A 12,436-nucleotide genomic window follows, 5' to 3' on the forward strand; every position below is an offset into this window, starting at 1 on the left:
CCAGCCGGTGCCGTTTTGCGTCATGCTCGCCAGCAACATCCCCGCATACGCGAAGGGCAGAGCAAACACGGTGTGTTCGAATTTCACCAGATCCAGATAGGTTTTCAGACGTGGGGCCAAACTCATGCTGGGGGCAGCATACGCCTGCTGGCTTACCTCTGGACATTATGGGCCTGACATTTGCTATAGTGCCGCCTGCGCGTGGAAGTGTCGAGGCGTAGCGCAGCTCGGTAGCGCACTTGGTTTGGGACCAAGGGGTCGCTGGTTCGAATCCAGTCGCCTCGACCATCATTTTCCCGTTCCCAGCGGACACGCGCACAGGCGAGATTGGTGTAGTGGTAGCACAGCAGCCTTCCAAGCTTCTGGCCTCGGTTCGAATCCGTGATCTCGCTCCACACCCAATACAAGGCTCCCCCTGCGGGAGCTTTCGTCCTTTCGAGGACGCATAGGCACCCCTAGCTCAGTTGGATAGAGCAACCGCCTTCTAAGCGGTCGGTCAATGGTTCGAGTCCATTGGGGTGCACCACAAAAAGACCGTCCTGGACGGCAAGCGAGGAGTCGTGCAATTTGCGTCTCCTCGCCTTCTTACCTCTACTGTACCTCTACCCCCTGAAATGACCCCTCAAGTGGGGTGCAGTTGGGACGACTGGACAGGGAAGATCCGAACCGCTCCAGGCTGCTGAACTCCCTTGAAGGCTGTTCGGTTTTTGCCCTGCCGCTCACCACGGGTGTCGCGCCCGGCCCGCTCCTGAGCCGCCCACTCTCCGCCTGCTGACCCCCCTTTGAGGTGCTTTCATGTGGCTCCCGTGAGGCACTACACTCCGGGTCTCCGTGAAACGACATCTCTTTTCTTTCGTACTCACCGGGGCGCTCCTGAGCGCCTGTGGTGGCGGCTCTACTCCTCCTGGCGAGAAACCTTCGGTCATTCCGCCGCCCGTCGGCGCCCCGCCAGCGGACCGCCTGACCGGCAAGCTCGCCGCCTGGCCCTACACCTCGGCGGCTTTGGATGTGGAGTTGCTCTTCAACCCGGACGCACTCGGATTCTCGCCGGTCTCCGTCCCTGCTGGCGGCGCGGTGGACCTGAAACTGCCCGAGATCAAGGCCGTGACAAGCCTGCTCGACGGCTGCGCGCTGTCGCCCGGTTTCGAGGGGGCCACAGGCCGTTACGACGTCGCGGTGTTTCAGGTGTATTCGTCGCAGGTGGACTACCTGGGACAGGTCTTCGAAAATGGCCCAGGGAACACGTCGCAGATTCGGCTCTACGCGTCAGGGGCAGGCCAGCTTAAGGGACGCGCCGAGTGCGCCGACGGCGAGGTGTTCATCTTCGACACCCCGGTGCGGGCCGGATGGAACGTACTGAGCGGTCAGTTCGACGCAGCGCAGAACACCCTGCGGCTGGTCAAGTCGGATTCGCCCTCCACCCTGGTCTTCCGTAAGGGCAAGGAAGAGGTGGCGATTTACGCGGTCAACCCGGAGCCGATCACGCTCAGGCGCGGCGAGTCGGTCAAGGTTCCAGTCAGAATCTTCCAGAACGGTGGGATCAGCGGCGAGGTAACGCTCCGCACCTACAACGGGGTGACGGTCTCGCCGGGGACGGTAAGGCTGCCAGACAATGTCGGCAAGCTGTCCGTCGGGACTGGGATTTCTGGGGCAGCAGCCCGCCCCAGGCTGAATGCTGCGTTGGACGCTGCGCAGGGCGCGCCGCTGCGTGGTCAGGCCCTCGACACGGTGCTGACACTCACTGCCGAGGACTACGCGGCTGGCCTCGACGGTGATCTGGTGATCCAGGTCCTCAGGGCGAACGGCGTGGAGGTGGGCCAGCTCGTCCTCAAGAATGCGAAGGTGCCGGTGCCGCAGCTCAGTATCGAAGCGGACGCCGTGGTGGCCCCACGCGGTCTGAAGACGCCGTGGGGCCTGACCGTCTATCCGGGGGGATACCGGGGCAAGCTGCGCGTGAGCGTCGAAGGGCTGCCTGCCGGGCTGACGCTGCCCGCACAGACCCAGCAGGCCAGCGGTCCAGCCGGGATCACCGTCCAGTTTCCCCTGGACGTTTCCACAGGTGTCCCTGTGGGCAACTGGCCGGTGACGGTGGTGGCCGAGCAGGTGGACGACGGCGTCACGGTGAGACGCCGCGCGCTGATCACGGTGATGCCCGCGCCCGTGAAGATGCGCACGCAGCCGTATTCGATCGCGACCGACGACGCCGGACGGCTGTGGTACCGGGACCGCCAGAGCATGGTGCGCCAGGCGGCGGACGGCAGCGCTCAGGCATTTTCCATCCCCACGTCCGCAGCCTCAGATACGTCTGTGCGGACCGGACGCGACGGCGGCATCTGGCTGCTGAGCAGCCCCCAGGTGCGCTTTGATCCGGCGACAGGCAGCGCGGAGCTCAAGAACAACCCCACGGACGGCTTGGGCAGTTCGTACGGCGTTCTGTTCGACAGCCAGGGCCGTGGCTGGGACCGGTACAACCTGATCCGCCGGCTGGATTACGTGCCTGGGGGAGGTCCAGACAGCGGGACGATCTCGACTGTGCCGGGCAGCGAGAACGATTTCCTGATGGACGTGGACGGCGAGCGTGCCTGGGCATACACCTCTGCGGGGAGCGGGATGCAACTGGTGATCATCGACGCCCAGACGCTGAAGCGCCGCGCGCTGAGCGTGCCCGGCGTCAACAGTTATCTGCGCGGCTTTGCGCGCGGCAGCAAACTGTGGCTCGAAGGCAGCACCCCCGGGCAACTGGCCGCGTTCGACACGGCCACCGACCAGGTCAGCCGCTACGACGTGGTGGTGGACGGTCAACCGGTGCGGGACTTCAAGGTGCTGGGCGTGGACCGCCTGGGGCGCCACTGGCTGGAGACTGGTCAAGTCGACGGTGAGCTGTATCTGAAAGAGTGGGTCCTGTATGACCCGCTGGCCCTGCGGGTGGTGACGCGCACGCCGGCGATCTTTACGAGCGGGAGCGGGGAGTCGGCGGCGGTGTCGGCTGGCGGGACGCTGTGGGTCCGGACGCTGGACGCCAGCGGGCTGGTGCCCTACGCCTACGCGTTCAAGCCCTGAAGACCGCCTCTGAGTTGAACAGCGCGCCGCCCTCCATGCCTGAGAGCGGCGCGCTTGCGGTTGCTCCTTCCCGCCTGCTTCTGCTGTCTTCTCGCGTGGCGCCGACGCCGGTCCTCTCACGGAGCCCGCCGCCTGCCCATACCGTTCTGGCGTTTTCCCATCAGACGTGTCTCCGGGGTAGAGTTTTGTCACACACTCTTGGAAAAGATATGCCCCGAAAGCCTTGCCGGCCTTCTCCGTCCGGCCAGTGCGGGCGAGCGTGAGTCCCCGCAACAGGGCCGCGCCATCGTTGGTGGTCGGCTCGTCGGTGGTTCGTTCCTCTTCTCCGCCAGTGGCGAGGCGGTGATCAGGAAGACGCTCCCGAATCCCAGAGCTGTCTGGGTTCCGCTGCCGCGCACCAGTTCGCGAACTGCGCGCAGTTGCAGTAGAGCATCTGGCCACAGCCGCCGGGTCAAAGGTGTCTCTGGGGGAAGCGGCCCGCGCCGCACCCGCAGGTCATCCGGGCCGCTCGGCTGCCGTGGCGAGCAGTTGCTGCACGCGGCCGTCGTATTCGAATTCGCCGTGATCCTCGAAAGTCAGGCCAGCGAACTCGGGATGGGCGGGGTTGATCAGGTAGTTGGTGCTGAGCGGCACGACGACGCTGGGAACGGCCAGGGCCAGACTGCGCGCCTGCTGCACCCAGGCGTCCCCGAAGGGCCGGGTCTGCGCGTAGTCGTGGATGTCGAGGTCGTCCGGCACGCGTTCGAGACTCTGGCCTTCAAGCGTCATGCTGAACAGCCGGTAGCCACTGAGGGTGGGGTAGTTGTGCCAGTAGGTCAGGATTTCCATCGCCACCAGCGCGGGATGCTCCGACGTGTAGGCCATCCGCACACCTGCACTGTTCCAGCAGGCCTGGCTGGGCGTGGGCACGAACGGGTGCGGGTCTCTGAGCAGGGCGAGGCGGTGGGCAAGGCGGTAGATCTTCAAAGAAAGGCCCCGTTCAGCAGCGCCTCGACGACGCTCTGAACCTGTTTCTCGCCGGTCCGGGTGGGGAGCAGATCGAGGGGAGCGTGGCCGCCGAGGACAGCGCTGGGGGTACGAAACCAGATGCGGGCGCCGTCCGGCCCCAGCACCGCAGCGACGCTGGCGAACACCTCGCTCGCAGTGAGGGTCCGGTCGAGGACGTCCACGCTGGGCCTGCTCTGCCGGCTGACGGTGCTTTCGCTGACGCCCAGCAGGCGGGCCGCATCGGCCTTGCGGACGCCGAACACCTCGGCCAGACGCTGGGCCACGTCGCCCACGCCGACGCCCTCAAGCGTGCCCCCCGCGTCGCCACCGAGGACGATGGCGACTGCGCTGGATGCAGCGAAGCCCGTGACGTATTCGAAGACCTCGTCATGCCCTCCGGCCCCCACTTGCAGGCCGGCGAACGTATGTGCCATGGGGTTGGATGCGGTGGGCTTGGGCAGCGTGCTGGTCATGTCGATCCTCCTGACCCCATCATACGCAAAATGGAGGGCACACGCCCTCCATTTTGCACAGACTTGAGAAGAATGGCTTGTGGTCTGGAAGAGAAGGGGCCTTCCCCCTAGTTGCTGACGGAGATCAGGCGCTGCCCCAGGCGTTCGAGAAACCACGCCGGGATGCCAGGATCGCTGATCAGCGAGGTGGCCAGTTCCGGCGCAGTCTGGCTCAGGGTGGTCAGCAGGTAGGTGGCCTGGTCTGCCAGGGTTCTGGTCTCACCACGCGCGTCGGCCTCCAGACGGGGTAGCTCGCTGGACAGGCGGCTTCTGAGAAGCGCCAGGAGATGCGCCACCAGCGCGCGGTGCTCCAGCGGGTCCGGCAGCTTCTGCTCGCCGCGCAGAACCGCTTGCAGGGATACGCCCTGGGCGCGGCGGGTCAGCCACGCGCCGAACTCCTCGGCTTCCTTGCGGGCCACGGCGCCCTGCACGATTACTTGCATCTGCCGGGCGTGGGCGGGACTGCCGGCGTTTTCCATGCGGTCTACGTTCCAGCCGTAGAGCGCTCTGGACGCGATGGCCCAGCCGCGCGGCGTGGTCGAGAGCTGGTCGTCGTCGCCCGGCGGCCCGATCAGGCTGCGCAGCCCGGTCTCGCCGATGAAGTCGGTGATCAGCGGATGGACGCCGTTCGCGCCGGCCCAGGTAAGCCAGCCTCTGGTGCTGCTGACCTTGAGCTGCACGTGGTACATGCGGTTCATCAGCGGCGCGGGAACTGGGCGGGCCACCGAGTTGTGGGCGGTGGGGTTGCCGGCGCAGACCACCACACTGCCCTGGGGAAAGAAGTGCGAGCCGACGCGGCGCTCGTTGATCAGCGGGAAAAAGGCGCGCATCACGTCGGGTTCGGCCCCGTTGAGTTCGTCGATAAAGATGACAGACGCTTCCGGGCGCATCAAGGTATCCGGCGGACACATCCGGGTGGTGTAGGTCTGCGGGTCGATCAGCGGCACGGCGAGGTCCTCGGGACTCATCTGAGAGCCGAGCAGGACGGAAACCGGCATGCCGAGTTCGGAGCCGAACTGCGCGACGATCTCGCTCTTGCCGATGCCCGGTGGCCCCCAGACCATCAGGGTCTGTTCGGTGCCCATGCTGATCAGCAGGTCCTTGAGACCGTCGTGGTCGATGGTGGGGATGTGGTCGAGGTTCAGGGTTCTCCTTGAGGCTCCCGGTCCGCTGGACCGACCCGGAGCGGCGCCTGAGTTTACTGCGCGCGGGCGCGCTGAATCGGCGCGCCGCAAGTGGGCCTGACACCCTGCCCCTTCCTTATGGTCACCGTGCAGGCGAGGGCCTGCCGCGTCTCAAGCCCGGATCGCCTCCCGGTCACCGGAAAAGTATGGTTCTCCTGACGATTAATACGGACTCCGATTAGAGGGTGTTGAAAACACCCGTAATCCGAGCGAAGCGAGCAGGAGAAAAACGGATTCCGGGCGTGGAGTGGAGGGATCGGCGCTGTTCCGATTCCTGCACGAAACAAACGGAATCCGTATAACCGGTCTGGTGCACTGATCACCGAGCCAGGATGCCCAGCCCATCCAGCGACCGACAAAAGATGGGCGAGACGCTCGGGCTGTACCGCGCCTTCGACGCGACGGCCTTCGCCGAGTCCCTGTACGCCCGCGTGCAGGAGACCGTCGAGCGCGGTCTCCTGGAGGAGCTGTTGTGTATCACGGACGATGACGTATACGCCGCCGTGACCGGGGTGGTCGACCTGCCGGACCGCATGGCGCGCAACCTCACCCGGTCCTTCGTGCAGCAGGGGGGCCGCCTGCCTGACAAACAGCGCAAGCAGTTTCCCGAGCTGACCGACGCGGAAATCCCGGCGATGACGGCGGCCATGGCCCACCTGTTCAGCGCACAAAAGACGCCGGGTGACGCGGGCTGAATATCTGGCCCGGCGTCACCCGTCTGGACCTTTCCGTCCTTCAGGATCCCGCAAGCCGCCCCTTCCTCTGGCGGATATCCGGCCAGGCGATTTCACGCCAGCAAACGCGCCAGACCCAGGCGTTCGGGGCGGCCTTCCAGACTGCCCAGCAGCAGTTCCGTGCGCCTGTGGGCTTCCTGAACATCTTCTGCCTGTCCGCCGCGCGCCAGTTCGGCGGCCAGGAACGCGCCTTCCAGGGCAGCGGTCTCCAGGGCCGCCAGCCAGCACCTCGCCTCGGCCAGCGCGTCGGTGCCGCTTTCCAGCAACTGTTCCCGCAGCAGCCGCAGATTCAGGCGGCAGCGCCAGGCACCGGGCGGAGCCTGCGAGACCCAGCGGGCCGCTCCAGTGGGGTCACTGGCACGCAGGCAGGCCTCGGCCAGCAGCAGGGTACGGGCCTCCTGCTCGTCTGCGGGGCCAGAAATGGCCTCCAGGGCGCAGGCCTGTGCTTCCACCTCGGCCACAGTGCCGCACAGCAGCGCCCGGCGCAGGGCCACCACCTGCAGAAAATGATCCAGCTCGCCCAGGCCGAGCCGCGTGACCTCTGCGCGCAGGTTCGCAAGTTCGTCTGCCTGTACCGGATGGCCGCAGTGCAGCCGGAAGTCGGCCAGCATCGCCCGGCGACGCAGGACGGCGTTGAGCATCCCGCGCTTCTGGGCGCTTGCCAGCGCCTGCTCGCAGGAGGTCAGCGCCTCCCCAAGTTCGCCCGTCATCCGGCTGACTGACCCCAGGTTCCACGCCGCCGCCTCGCGTATTTCCGGCTGAAGATATTCGCTGTCGGCAGCAATTTTGAAGGCTTCACGGGCCTCTTGACGGTGGCCGGAATTCATCAGGGCTGTGCCCAGATTCAGCGTGATCATGTCGGCCACGTTATATGGGCCATGGAGCCGGGCAATCTGCTGGGCCTCTTGTAACAGAGGCACGGCCTCGGCGGGTTTGCTGTGGGCAATGGCTGCCACGCCCCGGATCAGTAGCCCCTGCGCGATGGTCTGGGGATCGCCCAGCACGCGCGCCACCTTCTCAGCCTTGCCTGCATGGTGTTCGGCCTCTGCGAAACGGCCCTGCGGAAAATAGAGCTGGGCCAGCGTGAAATGTACCCGGAAGCTCCATCGGGTACGCTGCACCGTGCCGGAACGCAGGACCTCTTGCAGATGCGTTTCGGCCTCCTCGAAACGTGCCACACGGATCAGGGCGTGTCCCCGGCTCAGGTGCATCTGGGCAGCCAGTGGCCCAGGCAACGGGTCACCCAGCAGCCGGTCCGTGATCTCGATCACCTGCTGGAACTCGCTTTCCTGAAGTCTCAGCGCGGCGAGCAGCACCTCGGCCTCGCGTTCCAGTGCCCCGTCCCGCAGTTGGTCGGCCAGCCGCCGCAGGGCGTCCAGGTGAGGCTGAGCCGGCACGGCGTTGCCCAGACCCAGGTGCATCTGGAAGGCCAGCGCATGAACCCGCGCCTGGGTGTGCGGGCTGATCTCCAGCGCCAGCGCCTCATCTAAAAAGCCCAGTCCTTCCCCGTGGGCGGCAATTGCCTCGGCTTCCCCTGCCGCGCGCAGCAGCCACTCGCCCGCCTGCTGGGGCTGCCCGGCCCCCAGCCAGTGTTCGGCCACCTGACGCGCCGGGGCCGCCGCAGCGGCCAGCGTCACGGCGGCCTGCCGGTGCAGGAGCTGACTGCGCTCGGGCGTCAGGCCCGCCAGTGTCCCCAGGCGGTACAGATCGTGGGCCAGGGTGTAGCCGCCCGCACGGGGCACCAGCAGCGAGGCGTCGCGGGCCGCGCCGATGGCCGCCGTCAAGGCCCAGGCGTCCAGCCCGGTCAGCGCCTCCAGGGTGTCCAGCGGGGCGGGGCCGGACAGCACCGCCAGCGCCTCCAGCACCCGCCGCGCACCGTCTCCTAGCGCCCGCACCCGCGCCTGCACGGCGCTCAGGACCGTCCCGGGCAGGCTCAGCTCGGCGTAGAACTCGGTCTGCTCGTCATGGCGGGTCTGCCACTGGCCCCCGGCGTCGTCGGTCAGGTCGCCGCGCTCACGCAGGTGCCGCAGGGTTTCGAGGAGAAACAGCGGATTGCCCGCCGTGGCCGCGTGCAGCCGCGCAGCAAAGCGCGTACCGCCCGCCGTGCGTCCCAGCGTCCGCACCAGCACCAGCACGTCGGTTTCTTGCAGGCGGCCTACAGTCAGCCGCCGCAGTTCGCCGCGCCCCTCCAGGCTGCTGACCAGCGCCGAGGCCGCCGGGTGCGCGGCCAGTTCTGGCGGGCGGGCGGTGAGCAGGACGTGGGGGCGCTGGTCGGGCGGCAGGCGCGAGACCTCGGCCAGCACGTACCCGGCGGCCTCCAGACTGAGGTCATCGAAATCGTGCAGGTCCTCAAGCACCAGCATGCCGCGCCGCAGCCCCGGCAGCAGCGCCCGCGACAGTGCGGCGAACAGCGCCTGCCGCTGCTCCGGGCTGGCCCCAGTGATTGATGAAGCGGGCAGGGAGGCACCGGGCGGGACAGGCTCTGTACTCAGCTCTGGAATCAGCCGCGACAGCAGCGCGGCGTCGCCAGGACCCAGTGGGGTCAGACGGTCCCGTTCCCACAGGCTCCGCAGCGCCGCCGATACCGCGCCCAGCAGCCACCAGCGGGCCTCGGCCAGCCCCCGCACGATCAGGCGCGGGCGGTGCTGGGCGCTGAACTCGCCTGCGAGCCGGGATTTGCCCACGCCCGGCTCACCCAGCAGCAGCGTGGGCAGGGCGCTGCTGCGCAGGTCCCGCCACAGCGCCTCGCGGCCAATCATGGGTGCCCGTAACGTCCGCGCAGCAGTCTGGGCCGGGGTCGGGCCTGCGCTTTCGCCCCAGCGCCGCACGTCCGGCCCCGGTTCGGCGTCCAGCTCGCGGCGCAGTCTGGAGGCGTAGGCGTGGTACGCGGCGTGCGCCGCCTCCGGCTCGTTGCCCTGCGCCAGCAGCCGGAGCCACTGGGCCTGGGCGGCCTCGTCCAGTGGATCAAGGGCCGCGATGGCCTGCGCCGCCGTGGCCGCGCCCCCCAGGTCGCCCCCGGCTTCCTGGCGGCGCAGCGTGCCCAGCAGACGGGAGCGCTGCGCTGCCCGGCGGGTCTCCCGCACCGCCTGGGTCCAGTCCCCCAGCGCGTCGTCGGCCACCTCGCCGGGCAGCAACTCTGCCAGGTTCAGGTCATGGGCGGGGTCCAGGGCGTCGGTGCGCCACTGCCCGGCCTGCTCCACCGCGCCCCCCTCCAGCAACAGATACGGCCCGGCAGCCGTACGGCCCAGCCGGTACAGCTCGACGCGCAGGTTCTGGCGGGCGGTGGGCAGCGGCGAGGCGGGCCACAGCAGCGCGGCCAGCTCGGCGCGCGTCGCCCGGCCCTCCAGCCCCACCCGCGCCAGCAGCAGCAGGCTCTTGTGGGTGGCGAGTTTGACGGCCTGTCCGTCCACGGCGACGCGCGGCGTGCCCAGCAGGGTCAGCTCCAGCATTCAAAAACCTCTTGGGTGATGGACAGTTGGGTGATGGACAGAAGGTGGCGGACCGACTCCCAGACGGGGCCTGTTCAATAGAATGGCTGGTTACAGTATGCACCCGGACTGTCTTGTGGGTCAGCTTGTCACGCTCTTGCCACGCCCGCGCCGTTACCCTCTGTTCCAGAGGTGGTACATGTCCAAGGCCGACGGTACTGGGGACACCCCGTCTGAGCAATTCCGTTCAAATACACACTATTCCCTGAGCGTTTCCAGTGGGACGGACCATCTGACGGTCTGGGTGAGCGCCGGCCCGGACGGTCCCGCCCACCAGTTTTCCAGTCTGCTGCTGGCCTTCGATTACATCGAGCGCGATCTGGCCGCGCCGCCTCCGGGGTCCGGGGGCGGACTGCGGTAAACCGTGTGGGCGATATGGCAGGGCAGCAAAAGGGGGAGGCGTCGGAGCAATCATGTCCGACGCCTCCCCCTTCTCTCTAAACTTATTTGAACGTCACACTCGCCTCCTGGCCCTGAATGCCGCTGCTTTCTATGGGGACGACGCGGTACACGTCGCCCGTTTTGGCCTGCGCGTCGGTGTAGCTGGGCGCAGTCACGATGCTCAGGCGCTCCTGTCTCCCTCCACGCGTGCGGTAGACCGTGTAGGACGCCGCGCCCTTGTCCGCCGTCCAGCGCAATACCGCGCCGCCGCCGCCCGCACTGACGCTCAGGCCCTGCACCAGTGGGGTGGCCGTGATGTTCAGCGGCGTGGCCCCGCCCACGTTGGAAGGATCGCTGCGCTTGCCCTGTGCGTCCAGTGCAGCCACCAGATAGGCGTAGGCGAAGGGAGCCTGCACATTGCGGTCTGTAAACGCCGTGGTTGCGCCGGGCAGCCGGGCCACCAGCACCAGATCGCCCTGCGGGTTCTGGCGGAAGACTTCGATCTGTGCCGGGGCCACGCCCGCGTAGGCCCAGGTCACCTTCAGGGCGCTGTTCTGCGCTTCCACGCCCGTCAAGGTGGGCGCGTCCCCGCCGACGCGGGGCGTGACCACCGCCACCGCCTCGCCGGGTTTGCCGCTGACGCCCGAGGCGCTGACCGTGATCACCCGGAAGCTCATGCCGGTACCCGGCGAGGCGTCCAGTCGCAGTTTCAGCGTGGTGGCGGCAATGGGCCGGGGCGTGACCGTCACCAGTTGATCGCTGGGGGTGTCGGCGCTCGCGCCGCGCACCACCAGATAACCGATGGGTTTGCCCGATGCAGGCTGCCAGCTCAGGGTCAGGGTGTTGGCATCCTCCAGCTTGGCACTCAGTCCTTTGGGCGGTGCGGGCAGGGCCGGATTCAGGGGTTGCGCGCCCCGGATGCTCAGCGGCCCGGTGGGACCGGCGGCCAGTTTGTAGCCCAGACCGTACACGTAGCTTCTGGCTTCCTCGGTACTGGTGTCGGTATACGTGCTGGCCCCCGCCGCCACCTCGGCCAGCGGTTTCAGGGTCTCGGGTGAACTGCCCCGGTAGACCATCAGACCCAGGATGCGCGCATCCTGGACCGCGTTCCAGTTCAACTTCACGTTGCCGCGCCCATCTGCGCCAAAGGTGATGGTGGGTTCAGTCAGGCTGGCGCGCGGGAAGGGTTCGGCGTCGCCGGTGTCGGCCACCAGCACCGCCGTTCGGGCGCTCTCGCGTCCGAACAGGTCCAGCGCCGCCACCTGATAGCTGTATTTGGTCTTGGGTTTCAGGGGCAGCGCGTCGTCCTTGAAGCTCACGCGGCCCGGCTGGGCGGGGTCCACCGTCGGAAAGTACGGCGAGGGTTGCAGCAGGAGCGGCGCGGCGCCCCCCTCGGCGCGGTAGACGCGGTAGGCCATGACCTGTCCGCCCGCCCGCTGCCACGCCACCGTGACGCGGGTGCGTTCCGGCACGGCGCTGAGCTTGCCAGGGGCGGGGACGGCGGGGGGCTGGCCGGGCGTGACGGTGGCCGTGCCCACGGGCGTTTCCTTGCCGCCGCGCAGCGCCACCACACGGTAGCTGTAGCGGGTGCCGTCCTTGAGGCCCGTTTCGGTGACCAGCAGGTTGAGGGTCCGGGCGATGCCCGGACTGGCGAGCGTTTGCAGTTGCAGGCCCAGCTTCTCGAAGGGATCGCTGACCGGTGTGGCGAACTTGGCCTTCAGGAAGTCGTATTGCTGCGCTGTGACCCAGCCGTTCTTAATCGCGTCGGCTTTCGGGACGATGCCGGGCAGATCGCGGCTGACGGTGGTGCCGCCACCCTCACGGGTGATGCGGTAGGTGTCGGGCAGCACGTCACCGGGCAGGGTCCAGCGCAGCAGCGCGCCGCCGGGCTGGGGCAGGGCCGCCACGCCGGTCTTGGCCGGATCGGGGGCAACGCCTTGCTGGACTGGTCCGGTCTGGGGCGTGTTCTGGGCGCTGACAGACAGAGGGTTGCTCAGGCCCAGCAGCAGCAGGGACACGGCCAGCAGATGCGGCGGTCTGATCGGCGCGTGGGCGCGGCGCGGTTGTGGGTGAATGTGGTTTTTCATAGC

Annotated in this window: 8 protein-coding genes, 3 tRNA genes and 1 pseudogene; 6 read left to right on the plus strand and 6 right to left on the minus strand. The window is 67.8% G+C overall.

Features of this window, described 5'->3' with window-relative positions; all coding sequences use genetic code 11:
* A pseudogene (locus BOO71_RS28635) lies at positions 1-126 on the minus strand (4-hydroxybenzoate octaprenyltransferase); the annotation flags it as partial.
* Between the two features lie 85 nt (positions 127-211).
* On the opposite strand from BOO71_RS28635, the gene BOO71_RS03635 reads away from it, so the two are divergent.
* From BOO71_RS03635 to BOO71_RS03650, 4 genes are all read left to right on the plus strand, one after another.
* Positions 212-288 (plus strand) — tRNA-Pro (locus tag BOO71_RS03635).
* A gap of 33 nt (positions 289-321) precedes the next feature.
* Positions 322-395, plus strand: a tRNA-Gly gene (locus BOO71_RS03640).
* 54 nt (positions 396-449) lie between these two features.
* Positions 450-526: transfer RNA gene (locus BOO71_RS03645), tRNA-Arg, on the plus strand.
* Between the two features lie 305 nt (positions 527-831).
* Positions 832-3,060 carry a hypothetical protein gene (locus BOO71_RS03650; RefSeq protein ID WP_139322721.1) on the plus strand — a complete coding sequence of 743 codons (2,229 nt, stop codon included), beginning with the start codon at positions 832-834 and terminating at the stop codon, positions 3,058-3,060.
* 495 nt (positions 3,061-3,555) lie between these two features.
* Here the strand turns inward: BOO71_RS03650 and BOO71_RS03655 are convergent, their stop codons facing one another.
* From BOO71_RS03655 to BOO71_RS03665, 3 genes are all read right to left on the minus strand, one after another.
* Positions 3,556-4,026, minus strand: a complete 471-nt coding sequence (locus tag BOO71_RS03655) for an RES family NAD+ phosphorylase (RefSeq protein WP_075830620.1) — start codon at positions 4,024-4,026, stop codon at positions 3,556-3,558.
* Positions 4,023-4,481 (minus strand): antitoxin Xre/MbcA/ParS toxin-binding domain-containing protein, encoded by a 459-nt coding sequence (locus BOO71_RS03660; RefSeq protein WP_175607347.1) that lies wholly within the window; start codon positions 4,479-4,481, stop codon positions 4,023-4,025. The genes BOO71_RS03655 and BOO71_RS03660 overlap by 4 nt, the downstream gene beginning before the upstream one ends.
* A 146-nt stretch (positions 4,482-4,627) precedes the next feature.
* Entirely contained in the window at positions 4,628-5,794 is a 1,167-nt protein-coding gene (locus BOO71_RS03665) for an AAA family ATPase (protein ID WP_303046710.1), read from the minus strand.
* Positions 5,795-6,075: 281 nt separating this feature from the next.
* Between BOO71_RS03665 and BOO71_RS03670 the strand changes: the two genes are divergently transcribed.
* Positions 6,076-6,438: a hypothetical protein gene (locus tag BOO71_RS03670; RefSeq protein ID WP_139322722.1), complete on the plus strand. Its 363-nt coding sequence runs from the start codon at positions 6,076-6,078 to the stop codon at positions 6,436-6,438.
* A 92-nt stretch (positions 6,439-6,530) separates the two neighbouring features.
* On the opposite strand, the gene BOO71_RS03675 is transcribed toward BOO71_RS03670, so the two are convergent.
* Positions 6,531-9,926, minus strand: coding sequence for an ATP-binding protein (locus tag BOO71_RS03675; RefSeq protein ID WP_075830624.1), 3,396 nt, complete (start codon positions 9,924-9,926; stop codon positions 6,531-6,533).
* Positions 9,927-10,104: 178 nt separating this feature from the next.
* Here BOO71_RS03675 and BOO71_RS03680 point away from each other — a divergent pair, with 178 nt between their 5' ends.
* The gene (locus BOO71_RS03680; RefSeq protein WP_075830625.1) at positions 10,105-10,326 is read left to right on the plus strand and encodes a hypothetical protein; all 222 of its coding nucleotides are present in this window, start codon (positions 10,105-10,107) and stop codon (positions 10,324-10,326) included.
* Between the two features lie 82 nt (positions 10,327-10,408).
* Here BOO71_RS03680 and BOO71_RS03685 read toward each other — a convergent pair whose 3' ends face one another.
* On the minus strand, positions 10,409-12,433 hold the full coding sequence (locus tag BOO71_RS03685; RefSeq protein ID WP_075830626.1) for a hypothetical protein: 2,025 nt from the start codon (positions 12,431-12,433) through the stop codon (positions 10,409-10,411).
* Positions 12,434-12,436: the final 3 nt, after the last annotated feature.

It is taken from the genome of Deinococcus marmoris, from assembly GCF_001949125.1.
GTDB classification, from domain to species: Bacteria; Deinococcota; Deinococci; order Deinococcales; family Deinococcaceae; genus Deinococcus; species Deinococcus marmoris_A.